The 17,973-nt window shown below is 69.3% G+C and carries 14 protein-coding genes; 10 read left to right on the top strand and 4 right to left on the bottom strand.

Features of this window, described 5'->3' with window-relative positions; translation table 11 throughout:
• Positions 1–117 precede the first annotated feature (117 nt).
• From NM1_RS26965 to rraA, 7 genes are read left to right on the top strand one after another with little or no spacing between them, the layout of a single operon-like run.
• A complete protein-coding gene (locus NM1_RS26965) occupies positions 118–768 on the top strand; it encodes a DUF6474 family protein (RefSeq protein WP_068025676.1) in 651 nt (216 codons plus the stop codon).
• Positions 769–790: 22 nt separating this feature from the next.
• On the top strand, positions 791–1,552 hold the full coding sequence (locus tag NM1_RS26960) for a hypothetical protein (RefSeq protein WP_147289042.1): 762 nt from the start codon (positions 791–793) through the stop codon (positions 1,550–1,552).
• Positions 1,553–1,586: 34 nt separating this feature from the next.
• Complete coding sequence (locus tag NM1_RS26955; RefSeq protein WP_068025654.1) at positions 1,587–2,237, top strand: YcnI family copper-binding membrane protein; 651 nt, start codon at positions 1,587–1,589, stop codon at positions 2,235–2,237.
• Positions 2,234–2,773, top strand: a complete 540-nt coding sequence (locus NM1_RS26950; protein WP_068025651.1) for a copper resistance CopC family protein — start codon at positions 2,234–2,236, stop codon at positions 2,771–2,773. Before NM1_RS26955 ends, NM1_RS26950 begins: the two co-directional genes overlap by 4 nt.
• The gene (locus tag NM1_RS26945) at positions 2,770–3,711 is read left to right on the top strand and encodes a CopD family protein (RefSeq protein ID WP_068025649.1); all 942 of its coding nucleotides are present in this window, start codon (positions 2,770–2,772) and stop codon (positions 3,709–3,711) included. The genes NM1_RS26950 and NM1_RS26945 overlap by 4 nt, the downstream gene beginning before the upstream one ends.
• Positions 3,712–3,748: 37 nt before the next feature.
• On the top strand, positions 3,749–4,210 hold the full coding sequence (locus NM1_RS26940; protein ID WP_068025646.1) for an SRPBCC family protein: 462 nt from the start codon (positions 3,749–3,751) through the stop codon (positions 4,208–4,210).
• Positions 4,211–4,234: 24 nt separating this feature from the next.
• Complete coding sequence (gene rraA / locus NM1_RS26935) at positions 4,235–4,717, top strand: ribonuclease E activity regulator RraA (protein WP_068025644.1); 483 nt, start codon at positions 4,235–4,237, stop codon at positions 4,715–4,717.
• Between the two features lie 2 nt (positions 4,718–4,719).
• Here the strand turns inward: rraA and NM1_RS26930 are convergent, their stop codons facing one another.
• A complete protein-coding gene (locus NM1_RS26930; protein WP_068025672.1) occupies positions 4,720–4,941 on the bottom strand; it encodes an RNA-binding S4 domain-containing protein in 222 nt (73 codons plus the stop codon).
• A gap of 103 nt (positions 4,942–5,044) precedes the next feature.
• Here NM1_RS26930 and lysX point away from each other — a divergent pair, with 103 nt between their 5' ends.
• From lysX to NM1_RS26915, 3 genes are all read left to right on the top strand, one after another.
• Entirely contained in the window at positions 5,045–8,383 is a 3,339-nt protein-coding gene (gene lysX / locus NM1_RS26925; RefSeq protein WP_068025670.1) for a bifunctional lysylphosphatidylglycerol synthetase/lysine--tRNA ligase LysX, read from the top strand.
• A gap of 70 nt (positions 8,384–8,453) precedes the next feature.
• Positions 8,454–9,197: a histidine phosphatase family protein gene (locus NM1_RS26920; RefSeq protein WP_068025666.1), complete on the top strand. Its 744-nt coding sequence runs from the start codon at positions 8,454–8,456 to the stop codon at positions 9,195–9,197.
• Between the two features lie 184 nt (positions 9,198–9,381).
• Positions 9,382–9,708, top strand: coding sequence for a hypothetical protein (locus tag NM1_RS26915; RefSeq protein WP_169814334.1), 327 nt, complete (start codon positions 9,382–9,384; stop codon positions 9,706–9,708).
• Positions 9,709–9,891: 183 nt separating this feature from the next.
• Here NM1_RS26915 and NM1_RS26910 read toward each other — a convergent pair whose 3' ends face one another.
• The 3 genes from NM1_RS26910 to gltB form a co-directional block, all read right to left on the bottom strand.
• Positions 9,892–10,812, bottom strand: coding sequence for a cutinase family protein (locus NM1_RS26910; RefSeq protein WP_068025638.1), 921 nt, complete (start codon positions 10,810–10,812; stop codon positions 9,892–9,894).
• Between the two features lie 289 nt (positions 10,813–11,101).
• Positions 11,102–12,571, bottom strand: coding sequence for a glutamate synthase subunit beta (locus NM1_RS26905; protein ID WP_068025634.1), 1,470 nt, complete (start codon positions 12,569–12,571; stop codon positions 11,102–11,104).
• A gap of 116 nt (positions 12,572–12,687) precedes the next feature.
• Complete coding sequence (gene gltB / locus NM1_RS26900) at positions 12,688–17,379, bottom strand: glutamate synthase large subunit (RefSeq protein ID WP_068025632.1); 4,692 nt, start codon at positions 17,377–17,379, stop codon at positions 12,688–12,690.
• Positions 17,380–17,973: the final 594 nt, after the last annotated feature.

The following is a 17,973-nucleotide window of genomic DNA, read 5'->3' as shown; positions in this document are numbered from 1 at the left end:
ACCCGCCGGAGCGGAGCGGAGGCCAAAAGCACAGTAGGGTTGGCGCAAACTGTGTGTGCACCGGAATACACAGCAGGTAGCGGCTGCCTGCGGCGAATCAGCATGACGGAGGGCTTCATGGGGTTGTTCACCAAGCGCAAGCGGCGGCCGGACCGCAAAGCCGAGGCGAAGGCTCTCAAGCACAAGGCCGCCGTGGAGGCCAAGCTCGGTGCCCGCAACGAGCGCAAGCGGGACCGCGCCGAGGCCCGTAACCAGCGGGACGTGGCCAAGCAGCAGATCGCGACCCTGAAGGCCGAGGAGAAGGCCGCGCAGAAGGCTGCCGAGAAGGCCGAGCGGGACCTGTTCTCCGCCGGGCAGGTCAAGAAGTATCTGGGTGTGGCCCGGGTGCTGGTGCCGGTGCTGGCCCCGCTCGCCTATCGCGCCGCGACGTTCATCCGCGGGCAGGTCGACACCCGCCGGGCCCACCGGCTCGGGATCGGCCTGGACCAGCTGACCGACTTCAGCGGTCACGGCGCCAAGTTGCAGGCGCGCATCGCCAACGCCGAATCGGCGCTGACCGAGATCGAGGGCAAGGCGGACCGGAGCGCCGACGGGCAGGAGACCGGAAAGTTCGTCTCCGCCACGCGGGATCGGCTGGAGAGCCTGACGGCCGCGGTCCGCACCGCCGAGCAGATGCCCCCGCAGCGCCGTCGCGCCGTGCACGGCTCGATCTCCCATGAGCTCTCCGGTATCGAAGCCGACGTTCTCGCCCGCCTCGGCGTGCGCTGAATCCCCCGGATATCCCGCACCGATGCGCCACCGTGGCCTGCCACGACTCGGGCCGGTGGGCCACGAACCCACCGGACCCGGCGACGGGTCGCGGGCGGGCGCCGGTGCCGGTGCCGCACGGCCGCGGCTCCGCGTGCCTTCCGGGCGTCGGGCCGGATCGGCACGAGTTCGACTGCCGGATGGCCGCTTCCGGCCGGAGTCGCGGCAGCGCCCGTTCGATGCGCCGGGTAGCGGGCACGTGCGCGGAACCGTGGCGGGTGCGGCCGTCATGGCGCTGGCGGTGGCGGCGCACGGCCTGGCCGGAGGCGGATATCCGGGATCGACGTCGCTGACGCTGTTGCTGCTCGCCGCGGCGGCGGGCGGAGCGATCATCGCGACACTGCCGACTCCCACCGGAACGCTCGGCCGCGCAATGCTTTTCGCCGCGTTGTTCGGCGGACAGCTGGCCGGGCACGCGGCCCTGTCGAGCATGATCGGGCACGACCACGGCGGGCCGACCGGCGAATCCGCCCACGCCGCAGACATTCTCGTCGCCGGTGTGCATCTGCCCGCGGGGCCGATGCTGGTCGCGCATGCGTTCGCCACGCTGCTGTGCACGGTCCTGATCGGCGCCGCCGACCGGCTGTATGCCGTTGTCTCGCAGACCGTTCGCGCGGTCGTCGGCGCGCCCTTCCCTCCGCTCCCCACCCGATCGGTGCGCTGGCCGGGCTCGGCGGCGCGCTCCTACCGCTTTCTCCGTCGCGGCGCGATCTCCCCTCGCGCGCCACCGGTGCCGGTCCGATAACCCGACACCCCACCCCCCGACCGAGAAAGTTCTCATGTCCACTGTGCTTCCGCGCGCCGTCGTCACGGCGGGCGTCGCGACCGGGCTGGCCCTGCTGGGCGCCGGCACCGCCGCCGCGCACGTCACCGCCGACGCTCCCGGCGCCGAACAGGGCGGTTACACCGTCGTCACGTTCAAGGTGCCGACCGAATCGGCAACCGCCGCCACCACCAAGCTGACCGTCAAACTTCCCGGCCTGTCCTCCGCCCGCACCGAGCCCATGCCCGGGTGGACCGCCAAGGTCGACAAGAACGACAAGAACCAGGCGGTCGCCGTGACCTGGACCGCCGATCCGGGCAACCCCGGCGTCGGTCCCGGCCAGTTCCAGCGTTTCGTGCTGTCCGCGGGCCCGCTGCCGAAGCAGGCCACGGTCAGCTTCCCGGCCGCCCAGTCCTACAGTGACGGCAAGATCGTCGATTGGGATCAGCCGATGGGTCCCGACGGCGCCGAACCGGAACATCCGGCACCGGAGTTGAGCCTCGCGCCGGGCGGCTCCGGCAACGACCACAGCGTGGCCGCGAGCGGCACCGAGGCGCCGCGCGAATCCGACAACGCGGCGCGCTGGCTCGGCGGCGTCGGCCTGATCCTGGGCGCGCTCGGCGCGGCGCTCGGGCTCGGCGCCTTGATCCGGGGACGGCGGTCATGATGCGGCGCATACTGTTCGGCCTGGTGAGCGGCCTGCTGCTCGGCGGCCTCGCCCTCGTCGCCGCGGGACCGGCCGCCGCGCACTCGTCGGTCGTGGGCACCGATCCGGCCGACGGCGCGCAGATCGATGCGGGCCCGGCCCGGGTCAGCGTCACCTTCAACGAGAATCTGCAGCCCAATTTCCCGTCGCTGACCGTGGTCGGCCCGGACGGCAACCGCTGGGACAAGGGCCAGCCGGTCATCGACGGCCCGACGGCGAGCGTCGAGGTCGGCGATCTCGGCCCCGCGGGCCAGTACACGATCGCCTACCGGGTGACCTCCGCCGACGGCCACCCCGTCAGCGGCACCCGCACGTTCACGCTCACCAAGCCCGGCAACGGCACCCCGGGTCAGCAGGCCAACCCGGCGAGCGATGCGGAGAACGGCGGCTCCGGCGGAGTCCCCGTGTGGGTGTTCATCGTGGCCGCGGTCGTGGTGCTCGGTGGCGTGCTGGCGGTCCTGCTGCTCGGCCGCGGAAGCACCCGTAAGCGCCAGTGAGCAGGGCGGCGACCGGCGGCAGTTCGACCGCCCTGCGCGCGGCGCTGCTGCTGGTCGTCCCGGCCGCACTGCTCGGGGCCGCGCTGGCGTGGGCGCTGGCCGCGCCGGATCCGGTGCAGTCCGAGGCCCCGGTGCGGGCGCTGGCCGACTGCGCCGGCGCCGTCGTGCTGGGCCTGGCCGCCCTGCCTCGGCTGCACGACCGCCTGCGGCCGTCGTGGCGGCTGCTGGCCGGATTCGGCGGACTCTGGGTCGCAACGGAATTCGCGGTGCTGGCCTGCGAGGCCGCGCAGGTGGTGGGTGTGCCGGTGACCCGGCTGCGGCTCCCGCAGTTCGGCGACTACCTGATCTATGTCAGCGGCGGCCAGGTGGGCATCGCGATCCTGATCGGCACCTGCGCGGTGACCGGCTACTGCGCGCTGGCCTACCGGCGGCCCCAGCACGCGACCGCCGATCTGGTGCTGGTGTTCGCGGCCGTCGCGCTCGCGCTGCGGCCGATCACCGGGCACATGTCGCAGCAGGCGTTCGGTTCGGTGGTGGCGGCGGTGCACGCGCTGGCCGCGGCGGTCTGGTTCGGACTGCTGCTGGCGCTGGCACTGGTGACGCGCACTCGCGGCGAGTGGGCCGTGCTGCTGCCCCGGTATTCGGCGTGGGCGCTCCCGGCACTGGTGGCGGTGACGGTGACCGGCATCTGCAATGGACTGGTCCGCCTCGGCGGGCTGACGCCGCTGATCGACACCGGCTACGGCCGCATACTGCTGGCGAAGACGGCGGTGCTCGCCGTGCTGCTGGCGCTCGGCTGGTGGTGGCGCCGGCGCTGGGTTCCGCTGGCGGGCGATCACCGGATGACGGCCGAATCCTCGCTGCGCCGAGCGGTTTCCGAGGTGGTCGTGATGGCGCTGGTGTTCGGGCTGGCGGCGACGCTGGCCGTCACCGCGTGACCACGCACGCGGTACTGAAACCGGTTACAGTTCCCGCATGACCGCAGTGAAGATCGTGGCGGAGTGCGCCGCATCGTCCGAGACCGCGTTCGCCTATGTCGACGACTACCGAAATCTCCCGAATTTCATCAGCGAGATCAGCGAGTTCACCCCGGTCACCGAGCAGGTGCAGGGGGTGGGCGCCACCTTCGACGGCACGATCCGGCTGGGCCCGGTCACCCTGCACTCCCGCGTCGAGATCGTGCGCTGGGAGGAGAACTCCGCCCTCGCGGTGAAGTCGATCAAGGGCTTCGAGATCGAATCGACGTTCCTGTTCCACGCGAAGGACGACGGCACCTGTGTGGTCGACGCGATCGTCGACTACCGGGTCCCGGGCGGTATCGCGGGCAAGGTGCTCGGCAAGACCATCGAGCCGTTCGTGAAGCTCGCGGTGAAGCACACCACAGGCAATCTCACCACTCAGATCGCCGAGCATCACCTGGCACGTCAGGGCTCGTAACAGCGCCATGGCAAGCTGGGGTTCGTGACCGAATCAGCAAACCTAGTCGCGACGGCCGACCTCGCCGACGAGATCGGCCCCGAGATCCGCAGCTGCGATACGCAATTCACGCAGTTCGGCGGCCGCGAGGCATTCTCCGGACGAATCGTCACCATCCGCTGCTTCCAGGACAACCTGCTGGTCAAGCAGACGCTGGGCGAACCCGGCGAGGGCCGGGTGCTGGTGGTGGACGGCGATGCGAGCGTGCACACCGCCCTGGTCGGCGACATCATCGCGGGCCGCGGCGTCAGCAACGGCTGGGCGGGGGTCGTCGTGCACGGCGCCGTGCGCGATTCGGCGATCCTGCGCACCCTGGACATCGGCATCAAGGCGCTGGGCACCAACCCGCGCAAGAGCACCCAGACCGGATCCGGGGAGCGCGATGTGCCGGTGGAATTCGGTGGGGTCACCTTCGTGCCGGGCGAGATGCTCTACAGCGACCACGACGGCATCGTCGTGCGGGCCTGAGCTCACACGTTGACCACGCGCACCTGATGACTGGCCAGGGAGACGACGTCACCGGCATGTAGCTGACGTCCGCGGCGTAGTTCGACCTCATCGTTGACGCGGACCAGGCCGGCGGCGATCACCGTCTTGGCCTCCGAGCCGGTTTCGATGAGATTGGCCAGTTTCAGGAACTGTCCGAGTCGAATGACTTCGTCATCGATCGGCACATCGACTGGATCCGACATGGGGTACATCATTACCTTCCGCCGCCGTGGCGGCACATCCCGGCCCCCGGACATGCCCGCCGACCTTCTGTATTCGAGCCCGGTCAACCGCCACACTGATGCGGTGACTTCGACGCAGGACCGGCAACACCCCGATACCGAGCACAGACCGCGGACGCCCGAGGTGCCGCATCGCGGACACGGGCGGCTGCGCGAAGTCCCGCACATCGTGGGGCTCGTCCTGGGGGTCTTCTCCGTCCTGTGCGGACTGTGGAGCATCTCCCCCGGCCTGCGATTCATCACCCAGGTGCCCCGGCGCTATATCGACCACTATTACTTCGACGCCCCCGACACCAGCCTGGTGTGGGCTCTCATCGTGGCCCTGCTCGCGGGCGCCACCGCGAGCCGCAAACGGATCGCCTGGTGGCTGCTGGTCGGCTACATGACGTTGTTCGTGGTCGCCAACGCACTCGACTTCGCCGACGAGCGCAGCATCCACGACCTGATCGCGCTGATCGTGCACGCCGCCGTGATCGGCCTGCTGATCATGTCCTGGCCCGAGTTCTATACCCACGTGCGCCGCGCCGCCGGATGGACGGCGCTGGGCGTGCTGGTCGGCGGCCTGGCGATCGGCTGCCTGGTCGGGTGGGGGCTGGTCGAGGTGTTCCCCGGCAGCCTGCCGCGCGGCGCCGAGCGCCCGCTGTGGGCGGTCTCGCGGGTGACGGCCGCGGTCGTGGTCAGCAACGACAACTTCGACGGCCATCCGCCGCACCTGGTCAACCTGCTGCTGGGCTTCTTCGGTTTCCTGGCCCTGATGGCGGCGGCCGTCGTGCTGCTGCGCTCGCAGCGCGCGGAGAACGCGATGACCGGTCTCGACGAATCGGCGCTGCGCGGGCTGCTGGAACGATCGGACGTCGAGGATTCGCTGGGCTACTTCGCCACCCGCCGCGACAAGGCGGTGGTCTTCGCGCCCAGCGGCAAGGCGGCGGTCACCTACCGCGTCGAGCTCGGGGTGTGCCTGGCCTCCGGCGATCCGATCGGAGTGCGCGAGGCATGGCCGCAGGCGATCGACGCCTGGTTGCGGCTGGCCGACCAATATGGCTGGGCGCCCGCGGTGATGGGCGCGAGCGAGCAGGGCGCCACCGCCTACCGGCGCGCCGGGCTCTCGGCGCTGCGGCTGGGCGACGAGGCGATTCTCGAGACCCGCTCGTTCTCGCTGGCGGGACCGGAGATGAAGCAGGTCCGGCAGGCCGCCAACCGGCTTCGCAAGCAGGGCTTCACCGTTCGCATCCGCCGCCACAGCGAGCTGACCCCCGACGAACGCGAGCAGATGGTCGCGCGCGCCGACACCTGGCGCGATACCGAGACCGAGCGCGGTTTCTCGATGGCACTCGGCCGCCTCGGCGATCCCCTGGACGGCAACAGCCTGCTGGTGGAGGCCGCCGACGGCGCGGGCCGGGTGTGGGGGATGCTGTCGCTGGTGCCGTGGGGGCGCAGCGGGGTGTCGCTGGATGTCATGCGCCGAGACCCCAAGGGCCCCAACGGGATCATGGAGCTGATGATCTCGCAGCTGGCGCTCAATTCCGGCCAGTACGGCATCACCCGGATCTCGCTGAATTTCGCGGTGTTCCGCTCGGTCTTCGAGGAGGGCGGCCGCATCGGCGCCGGGCCGGTGCTGCGGCTGTGGCGCAGCGTGCTGATGTTCTTCTCGCGCTGGTGGCAGCTGGAGGCGCTGTACCGATCCAATGTGAAGTATCAGCCCCAGTGGGTGCCGCGGTTCTTCATGTTCGAGGAGCGCCGCCAGTTGCCTCGGGTCGCGATGGCCAGCGCGCTGGCCGAGGGCTTCCTCCCCCGGTTCGGCAAGCAGCCGGATGCCATGGCGCACACCGGTCTTCGCTCGGCCGTACCGTCGACGATGACCGGCCTGCACGCCGACGGCAGCCCGCCGGACCTGCCGCCCGCCGAGCTGGAGCAGGCCGGCGCTCGCCGCCCGGAACAGGTGCGGGTGCGGATGGACAAGGTCAGGCGGCTCGAGGCCACCGGCGTGGACGGCTATCCGGTCGCCTATCCCCCGACCCACACGGTCGACTCGGCGCGGCGCTCGCCCAAGGGCACCACGGTGCGCGTGTGCGGGCGGCTGTTGCGCATTCGCGACTACGGCGGGGTGATCTTCGCGGTGGTGCGGGACTGGTCCGCCGATATTCAGCTCGTCATCGACCGCGGCCGCGTGGGTGCGGACAGGGCCGCGGAATTCGACGAGTACTTCGATCTCGGCGACCTGATCGAGGTCAGCGGCCAGGTCGGGCACAGTCGCCGCGGCGAGCTGTCGCTGCTGGCCCAGGACTGGCGGATGATCGGCAAGTGCCTGCATCCGCTGCCGGACAAGTGGAAGGGCCTGGCCGATCCCGAGGCGCGGGTGCGGCAGCGCTACGTCGACATGGCGATCAACACCGAGGCCCGCGAGGTGCTGACCAAGCGCAGCGCGGTGGTGCGGTCGCTGCGGGATACGTTGTCCGGCTGGGGTTTTCTCGAGGTGGAGACCCCGGTGCTGCAGCAGGTGCACGGCGGCGCCAACGCCGCGCCGTTCACCACCCACATCAACGCCTACGACCTGGACCTGTATCTGCGCATCGCGCCGGAGCTGTACCTGAAGCGGCTGTGCGTCGGCGGTATGGAGAAGGTGTTCGAACTGGGCCGGGTCTTCCGCAACGAGGGCGTGGACTTCAGCCACAATCCGGAATTCACGATCCTGGAAGCCTATGAGGCGCACAGCGATTACGAGCGGATGATGCACGCCTGCCGCCAGCTCATTCAGGAGGCCGCCGTCGCCGCCAACGGGAAATGTGTTGCGCTGCGGCCGGATCCGGACGGTTCGCTGCGGGAGGTGGACATCTCCGGCGATTGGCCGGTCAAGACCGTGCACGGTGCCATCTCGGCGGCGATCGGCGAGACGATCACCGCCGAGACCGAGGTGGAGCGGTTGCGCGTGCTGTGCGACAAGGCGGGGGTGCCCTACCAATTCGGCTGGGACGCAGGGCAGATCGTGCTGGAGATGTACGAGCACCTGGTGGAGGACCGCACCGAGGAACCCACCTTCTACATCGACTTCCCCACTTCGGTGTCGCCCCTCACCCGCGCCCATCGCAGCGTCGCGGGTGTCGCCGAGCGGTGGGATCTGGTGGCGTGGGGCGTCGAGCTGGGCACCGCCTACAGCGAGCTGACCAATCCGCTGGAGCAGCGCCGCCGCCTCACCGAGCAGTCGATGCTGGCCGCGGGAGGCGATCCGGAGGCCATGGAGCTGGACGAGGATTTCCTGCAGGCCCTGGAATTCGCCATGCCCCCGACGGGCGGCCTCGGCGTCGGCGTCGACCGCGTGGTCATGCTGATCACCGGCCGCAGCATCCGCGAAACCCTCCCCTTCCCCCTCGTCAAGCCCCGGACATCACAAGGGGATTCGCGGTAGCCGCAGTGACACCGCCGTCCTCGGCAACCCGTCGTCCGTGCCCGGGAAGCCGTACGGCAGAGTGGGACGGGTGCAGCTCGTTCTCGTCCGTCACGCGCAACCGGAGCAGATGGTCACCGCATCGGGCCCCGCCGATCCGCGGCTCACCGAGCTCGGGGGCGAACAGGCGGCGCGGGTGGCGGGTGCGCTGGCCCGGCTGGAGGGCGGCCCGCACCGCATCGTGCGCGTGCTGAGCAGCCCGCAGCGCCGTGCCCGCGAGACGGCCGCACCGACGGCGGAGAAGCTGGGTCTCGAGGTCGAGATTCACGACGATCTCGCCGAGTACGACCGCGACCTGCCGGTTTATATCCCGATCGAGACCGGTCGGGCGGGCTCGTCCCCGGCAGGTCTTGCAGCCGATACCGCACCGGCGCAACCGCATGCGGTACCGGCACATTCGGACGCGGCGGCGCAATCCGAAGCGGCGGGAGCGCAGTCGGACGCGTTCCACCGGGAATTCCGGGCCGTCTACGAGCGGATCAAGGCCGGCTATCTCCCCGAGCAGATCGATGGGCCTGCCTTCATCGCCCGGGTGCGTCACGCGATCGACGAGATCGTGTCGGCCGCGGCACCGGCCGATACCGTGGTCGTCTTCGCGCACGGCGGCGTGGTCAACGTCACCCTGCAGGACGTGCTCGGCCTGGACCGCCCGCTGACCTTCCCCGTCGACTACTGCTCCATCACCCGGATCCTGTACTCGCGCACCGGCCGCCGCACCGCGGCCACGATCAATGAGAACGGTCACGTCTGGGACCTGCTTCCCCGCAACATCTGAGTCTCCGGGACACAACCCGCTCGTCGACACCGATCCCGGCAGCCGACACCGATTCGTAGCGCACCGACCACACTCTCCCAGCCAGTTGCCAGCCCTGTCGGATCCTTGTCTCAGCAACGGCTTCTTCGATGGACCAGGTGAGCCGCCATGGTCGCGACTCACGCTCCGAGAGAAAGGAAGTCCGTTGCTCGCCAACAGAAAGCCGACTCGCACCCGTAGGACGGTGGCCCGGGTGGCGGTGGCAGGCGCCCTGGTCGCCGTCCCCCTCACCGCCCTTGCCGTCCCCGCCTTCGCCGACGACGCCACCCCCGAAGCCACCGCGGTGGCCGGCACTCCGGCGCCCGCCGCCGATATCGGCCGACATGATCACGGCGACTGGCGTCCCCCGCACCCCGGCGGCGGGGACGGCCCGGGCCGCTGGTTCGACGGCCCGCATCCCGGTGGGCCCGGCCCCTTCCATCCGGGCCCCGGCGGCCCGATCCTGCCCCCGTCCACCGGCTCGTTCGGCTGACCGCAGACGGACCCCACGGCCGCATCGCGGTGTGACCGCGGCACCCGCCGCAACGTCCACAACTGTCGCGCAGCGGCCGGTGTCGGACCCGACTCGAGGTCGACACATGCGTGAGGGCCGCTCCCCTGGGGAGCGGCCCTCACGATCGTCATCGCGGAATCCCGGTCGGTACCGGCAATCCGATCACGCCATGCCGGAGATCCAGTTGTGCATCCAGGAGATGGCGGTCTGCCCGCCGCCGACCCGGTAGCTGCCGTAGGAGGTGTGCGCCCCGGACCCGTAGAAGTCCTCGAGCTGCTGCACCCGCTGCTTGTTCGCGCTCTCCGAGAGCTGCGACTGCAGCATCGGGATGCCGCCGTGTGCGAACAGGTCGCCGATGATCGAACCGGCCTCCAGCTGGTACCGCCACATATTGCCCGCATTGGCGCCCGACGCCTGCGCCAGGAATCCGGCGAAGCGGGCGATGAAGTCGGTGTCGGCGGTCGAGCAGTACAGATCGCCCTCGGCGCAGATGGTCCGCACGCGGTCGCTGACGAAGCCGAAGCCGCCCGGCCGCGGGCCACCCGAACCGGCGCCACCGGCCGCGGGGCCGACCTGAATGTCGGTGGGCGAGCGCCGCGGATCGGAGATGAGCCCGACACCCGAGATCTTGTCCGGGGGAACCACTCCGAGCCCGGTGCCGAGTTCGGCCGCGAGGTCACCGGCCGCGTCCGCTCCCTGGCTGTAGCCGACCATGGCGTAGTGGGTGGCAGCGCACCGCGCGGCCATCGCGCCGATCAGGCCCCGGGCCCCATCGATCGCCTGCCTCTTGGACGCGCCGTAGACGTCGCCCTCCCACGGGAAGGCCGTCGCGGCGTAGGACACGTAGTCGACCTCGGCCGAGCTCGGGAGGCCGCGCGTGACCCCGGCGAGCATGCCCGGGCCCGTCATGTCCTCGGGCTTGTGATCGCCGGTCTCCCAGGTCCCGGGAATCGCCACCACGTACAGGCTCGGGCAACCCGGATCCGCTGCGGCGGAGCCGGTTCCGAGCGCGGTACCGGTCACCACGCCAGACAACACCGCTGCCGCTGCTCCTGCAGCCGCGACCAACTTCTTCACCCGCATACCGCTCCAGTTCAAGCCCGGCCCCGGCAGGGGCACCCGACTACTTGCTGACAATGGTGAGCGCACCGGATTTCCATTCGGTTAACACCGGGCTAACCGAAACTGCTCGCTCCTATGAGCTTGGAAACAGACCGATGGCCTGGTTCGGTGACACACCGCTGCCAAGAATAAAGGGCTCTTTGCAGAAGTGCCATTCGACCACCTGAAGTCGTCCGATTTCCGTCGAATTGTGCGGATACACGAAAAGTGCCCGCGGCCAATGGCTCACGGGCACCTTCGTTGTCGTTCGCTAGCGCTGAGCGACCGTCGTCGGGACGATCGGCGCCGGCAGCGCGGTATCGCCCTCGAGGAACGTATCCACCGCGGACGCGGCGGCCCGGCCCTCGGCGATGGCCCACACGATCAGCGACTGGCCGCGACCCATGTCACCGGCGACGAACACGCCGGGCACGGTGGTCTGCCAGTCCTTGTCGCGCATGACGTTTCCGCGCTGGTCGTAGCCGACACCCAGCTCCTCGAGCAGGCCCGCCTTCTGCGGACCGGTGAAGCCCATGGCCAGCAGCACCAGATCGGCCTCGAGGGTGAAGTCGGAGCCCTCGATCTTCTCGAAGCGGCCGTTGACCATCTGCACCTCGTGCGCCTGCAGCGCGGTGACCTTGCCGTCCTCGCCGACGAAGCGCTCGGTGTTGACCGAGTACACCCGCTCGCCGCCCTCCTCGTGGGCCGAGGACACGCGGTACATCAGCGGGTAGGTCGGCCACGGCGTCGACTCGGCACGCTCCTCCGGCGGCCGCGGCATGATCTCGAACTGGTGCACGCTCTCCGCGCCGTGCCGGTGCGAGGTGCCCAGGCAGTCGGCGCCGGTGTCACCGCCGCCGATGATGACGACCTTCTTCCCCTTGGCGTTGATCGGGGGCAGGCCGTTCTCGTCGGTGATCGGATCGCCCAGCTGCACCCGGTTCGACAGCGGCAGGAACTCCATCGCCTGATGGATGCCGTCCAGGTCGCGGCCCGGGATCGGGAGATCGCGCGCGATCGTCGAACCGCCCGCGAGCACGACGGCGTCGAACTTCTCACGCAGCTGCGCGGCCGTGATGTCCACGCCCACGTTCACGCCGGTCTTGAAGACGGTGCCCTCGGCCTCCATCTGCGCCAGCCGGCGATCGATGAAGCGCTTCTCCATCTTGAATTCCGGAATGCCGTAGCGCAGCAGGCCGCCGATGCGGTCGTCGCGCTCGAAGACCGTCACGGTGTGACCCGCGCGGGTCAGCTGCTGTGCCGCGGCCAGGCCCGCCGGGCCCGAACCCACGACGGCGACCTTCCGGCCCGTCAGCCGGGTCGGGTACACCGGGGCCACCCAGCCCTCGTCGAAGGCGTTCTCGATGAGCTCGACCTCGACCTGCTTGATGGTCACCGGATCCTGGTTGATGCCGAGCACGCACGACGCCTCGCACGGCGCCGGGCACAGCCGCCCGGTGAACTCCGGGAAGTTGTTGGTGGCGTGCAGGCGATCGATGCCCTCGCGCCAATTGCCCCGGTACACCAGGTCGTTCCACTCGGGAATCAGGTTCCCCAGCGGACAGCCGTTGTGGCAGAACGGGATTCCGCAGTCCATGCAGCGACTGGCCTGGGTCTGCAGGGTGCCGTGCGAGAACCCCTCCTCGTAGACCTCTTTCCAGTCCATCAGGCGCAGCGGAACCGGCCGCCGCTCGGGCAGCTCCCGCTTCGTGTGCTTCAGAAATCCTTGTGCGTCACCCATTTTCGGCTCCCGACTCACGCGCCAGGTCGGCGCACCCAATGTTCCCGGTGCGGTCAGCCACGTGCCGCCTCGAATGGTTACAGCGCCTCGTCCACGCCCGAACCGGCCGTCCACTCTCAGCCACGAGCCGCCTCCATGATGGCCTCGTCCACGTCCCGGCCGGCCTTCTCAGCCTCGGAGATAGCCAGCAGTACCTTCTTGTAGTCGCGCGGCATAACCTTCACGAAGTGGTTCACCTGCTGCGACCAGTCACCCAGGATGCGTTCCGCGACGGCCGATCCGGTCTCGTCGCGGTGCCGGGTGATGGCGTCCCGCAGCCAGGTGAAGTCGTCACCGGACAGCGGCTCGACCGCATCGGCCTGTTCCGGGTTGAGGTGCTTCTCGAAGGTGCCGCTCGGGTTGTAGACGTAGGCGATACCGCCCGACATGCCCGCGCCGAAGTTGCGGCCGGTCTCGCCGAGGATGACCACCTTGCCGCCGGTCATGTACTCGCAGGCATGGTCGCCCACGCCCTCGACCACCGCGGTGGCGCCGGAGTTGCGCACGCAGAACCGCTCGCCCACGACGCCGCGGATGAACACCTCACCGCTGGTGGCGCCGAACAGGATCACGTTGCCCGCGATGATGTTCTGCTCCGCGACGAACTCCCGCGGGGCGTTCAACGAGGGCCGCACGACGAGGTGGCCGCCCGAAAGCCCCTTGCCGACATAGTCGTTCGCGTCACCGAACACCCGCAGCGTGATACCCGCCGGGACGAAGGCGCCGAAGCTGTTACCGGCCGAGCCGGTGAACGTGATGTCGATGGTGTCGTCGGGCAGACCCGCGCCACCGTAGAGCTTGGTCACCTCGTGGCCGAGCATGGTGCCGACGGTCCGGTTCACGTTCGTGATCTTGGTTTCGAACTTCACCGCCTTGCCGCGCTCCAGGGCGTCGGCGGACTGGGCGATGAGCTGGTTGTCCAGCGCCTTGTCCAGGCCGTGGTCCTGCTCCTTGGTGCAGCGCCGGTCCTGGTACATGAACGCCGTCTCGACATCGTCGAGGATCGGCGACAGGTCCAGCTTGCTGGCCTTCCAGTGCTCCTTGGCCTTGGTGGTGTCCAGCAGGTCGACGCGGCCGATGGCCTCGTCCAGCGTGCGCAGTCCCAGCGAGGCCAGCAGCTCGCGCACCTCCTCGGCGATGAACAGCATGAAGTTCTCGACGAACTCCGGCTTACCCGTGAAGCGCTCGCGCAGTACGGGATTCTGCGTCGCGACGCCCACCGGGCAGGTGTCGAGATGACACACGCGCATCATGATGCAGCCCGAAACCACCAGCGGCGCGGTGGCGAAGCCGTATTCCTCGGCACCGAGCAGCGCGGCGATCAGCACGTCGCGACCGGTCTTCATCTGGCCGTCGACCTGCACCACGATGCGGTCGCGCAGGCCGTTGAGCAGCAGCGTCTGCTGGGTCTCGGCGAGGCCGAGCTCCCACGGACCGCCCGCGTGCTTGAGCGAGGTCAGCGGCGAGGCGCCGGTGCCGCCGTCGTGACCCGAGATCAGCACCACGTCCGCGTGCGCCTTGGAGACGCCCGCGGCGACGGTGCCGACGCCCGGCTCGGCGACCAGCTTCACGTGAATCCGCGCCTGCGGGTTCGCGTTCTTCAGGTCGTGGATCAGCTGCGCCAGATCCTCGATGGAGTAGATGTCGTGGTGCGGCGGCGGCGAAATGAGACCCACGCCCGGCGTGGAGTGCCGGACCTCGGCAACCCACGGGTACACCTTGTGCGCCGGAAGCTGGCCGCCCTCACCGGGTTTCGCGCCCTGCGCCATCTTGATCTGGATATCGGTGCAGTTGGTCAGGTAGTGCGCGGTCACGCCGAAGCGCCCGGAGGCAACCTGCTTGATCGCGCTACGCCGCCAGTCGCCGTTCTCCTCCGGCTCGAAGCGGGACACCGATTCGCCGCCCTCGCCCGAATTCGACCGGCCGCCGAGGCGGTTCATCGCGATCGCGAGGGTCTCGTGCGCCTCGGCGGAGATGGAGCCGTAGCTCATCGCACCGGTGGAGAACCGCTTGGCGATCTCCGACGCGGGCTCGACCTCCTCGATCGGAATCGGGTGCCGGGTCTCGGACTTGAACTTGAACAGCCCGCGCAGCGAGGCCAGCCGCTCGGACTGGTCGTCGACGAGCTTGGTGTACTCCTTGAAGATCTTGTACTGGCCGGTGCGGGTGGCGTGCTGCAGCTTGAACACCGTGTCCGGGTTGAACAGGTGGTATTCGCCCTCGCGCCGCCACTGGTACTCGCCGCCCACCTCGAGCTCGCGGTGCGCGCGCTCGTTGCGGTTCTCCAGGAACGCCACCCGGTGCCGGGCCGCGACCTCGCCCGCGATGTCGTCCAGGCCGATGCCCTTCAGCGGCGAGGTCAGGCCGGTGAAGTACTGATCGCACAGTTCCTGCGACAGGCCCACGACCTGGAACAGCTGCGCGCCCCGGTAGGAGGCGATGGTGGAGATGCCCATCTTGGACATCACCTTCAGCACGCCCTTGCCGGCGCCCTTGATGTAGTTCTTGCACGCCTTGTCGTAATCGGCGGCGAGATCGCCCGTGCTGCCGGGGATGTCGAGCGCATTGCGCTCGAGCATGTCCTCGATCGACTCGAAGGCCATGTACGGGTTGATCGCGGCCGCGCCGAAGCCGACCAGCATCGCCATGTGGTGCACCTCGCGGGCGTCACCGGCCTCCACGACCAGGCCGACCTTGGTGCGGGTGCGCTCGCGCACCAGGTGGTGGTGCACCGACGCGGTGAGCAGCAGCGACGGGATCGGCGCCAGCTTCTCGTTGGATTCGCGATCGGACAGCACGATGATGCGGGCGCCGCCGTCGATGGCGGTCGAGACCTGCTCGTTGATCGCCTGCAGCGCCTTGCGCAGGCCCTTGCCGCCCTTCTTGACCGGGTACAGGCCGTGCACGACCACCGAGCGCAGACCCGGATGCGAGCCGTCGTCGTTGATGTGGACGAGCTTGGACAGCTCGTCGTTGTCCAGGATCGGCTGGGTCAGCGTGATCTGGCGACAGGACTCCGGGCTGGGATGCAGCAGGTCGGACTCCGGGCCGATCATGCTGCGCAGGCTGGTGACGATCTCCTCACGGATGGCGTCCAGCGGCGGGTTGGTGACCTGCGCGAACAGCTGCGAGAAGTAGTCGAACAGCAGCCGCGGGCGCGCCGACAGCACCGCGATCGGGGTGTCGGTGCCCATCGAACCGAGCGCCTCGCCGCCGGTCTTGGCCATCGGCGAGATCAGCAGGTTCAGTTCCTCGGTGGTGTATCCGAAGATCTGCTGCCGGATCAGGACGCGATCGTGCGACATATGCACGTGCGGGCGGTCGGGCAGGTCCGACAGCTTGGTCGGGCCCCCGTCGCCGTTGTCGCCGTCGAGCCACTCCTGGTACGGGTGCTCGTTGGCGAGCTGGGTCTTGATCTCGTCGTCGCCGATGATGCGGCCCTGCGAGGTGTCGACCAGGAACATGCGACCCGGCTGCAGGCGGACCTTCTTGACCACCTTGGACGGCTCGATATCCAGCACGCCGACCTCGGACGCCATCACGACCAGGCCGTCGTCGGTGACCCAGATGCGCGAGGGGCGCAGGCCGTTGCGGTCGAGCACGGCGCCGATGACGGTGCCGTCGGAGAAGCACACCGAGGCCGGGCCGTCCCACGCCTCCATGAGGAACGAGTGGTAGCGGTAGAAGGCGCGGCGCGCCGGGTCCATCGACTCCGCCCGCTCCCAGGCCTCCGGGATCATCATCAGCACGGCGTGCGGCAGGCTGCGGCCGCCCAGGTGCAGCAGCTCCAGCACCTCGTCGAAGCGCGCGGTGTCCGAGGCGCCCGGGGTGCAGACCGGGAAGATCTTCTCCAGCCGGTCCTGCCCCTGCGAATCGGTACCGAACACGTCGGACTTCAGCAGCGCCTCGCGGGCCCGCATCCAGTTCTCGTTACCGGTGACCGTGTTGATCTCACCGTTGTGCGCCACCCGGCGGAACGGGTGCGCCAGCGGCCAGGACGGGAAGGTGTTGGTGGAGAAGCGCGAGTGCACGATGCCCAGCGCCGACTCGACCCGGTCGTCCTGCAGGTCCAGGTAGAACGCCCGCAGCTGCGGGGTGGTGAACATGCCCTTGTAGACGAAGGTCTGGCCGGACAGGCTCGGGAAGTAGACGGTCTCGCGGCCGACCGCGCCCTCGCCAGGGCCCTGCTTGCCGAGCTCGTGCTCGACGCGCTTGCGCACGACGTAGGCGCGGCGCTCCAGGTCCATGCCCGACAGCTGCTCGGCGGCGTCGGCGGGCGAGGCGATGAAGAGCTGGCGGAAGGTCGGCATCGCGTCGCGCGACAGCGCGCCCAGCGACGACTCGTCGATCGGGACCTCGCGCCAGCCGAGGACGGTCAGTCCCTCTTCCTTGACGATCTTCTCGACGTGGTAGCGGGCACGGGCCGCCTCGCGGCGGGCCTGCGGCAGGAAGGCGATACCCGTGGCGTAGGAGCCCTCGGGCGGCAGCTCGAAGTCGACCACGGCGCGGAAGAACCGGTCCGGTACCTGGATCAGGATGCCTGCGCCGTCGCCCGAGTTGGGCTCGGCGCCCGCGGCACCGCGGTGTTCCAGGTTCAGCAATGCCGTAATGGCCTTGTCGACGATGTCACGGCTGCGACGGCCGTGCATGTCGACGACGAACGCGACACCGCAGGCGTCGTGCTCGTACGCCGGGTCATAGAGACCGGTGGGTCCGTGCCCGTAGCCGGCACCGCCGGTGGGGGACCTGTGGCCAGGAAGTTGCGTCATGCCTCTGCCTTCAAAAAATTCAGGCCTTCGATGAAATCGGGCCTTCGTCGATCGCCTCCGTCTAGACTGCGCCCGGACGTTTCGGAGACCAGCTGCGCTGATGGTCTTCCCGTGCAGTCGACTCTCCAGTTGTCCACCCGCTCCGATGTCGTAGCCGGGTGTTCGGCGGTAACGAAACCCTTACGGTTTTGCTGGCCGCCGCGCCGTTCTCGCCCGCTAGGCTGTTGCCACGGCTCGTGGCCGGGTCGGGCGTTGTAGCCGGACATTTCGTGTCCGACGCTAAGAGCAAACGATAAGTCAGGACGTGAGCCCAACCAACTTAGGTTGTGCTAAGAACGGCGTCTACCTGGGCTTCTTCATCGGTCCTCCACTACCTGCGCGTTCTCCAGTGTAAAGCAGGTACGGATGATCGCTGAGTCGTGTGTGCCACTGTTCGCCATGGTCGCGCCGTGCCGCCCGACGAGCCTGCACGTACGCCGCAAGATGCCCTCTTACCTGCATCAACGAAGAATTCCCAGGGCGCGGGCCGAACAAACCGAATGTAAGGCGGCTAACTCTCCGGACACCCGCAGGTGACGTTCCGGACACGCAGGC

It is taken from the genome of Nocardia mexicana NBRC 108244 (assembly GCF_001613165.1).
GTDB classification, from domain to species: Bacteria; Actinomycetota; Actinomycetes; order Mycobacteriales; family Mycobacteriaceae; genus Nocardia; species Nocardia mexicana.
This window is presented reverse-complemented; position numbering and strand designations above follow the sequence as displayed.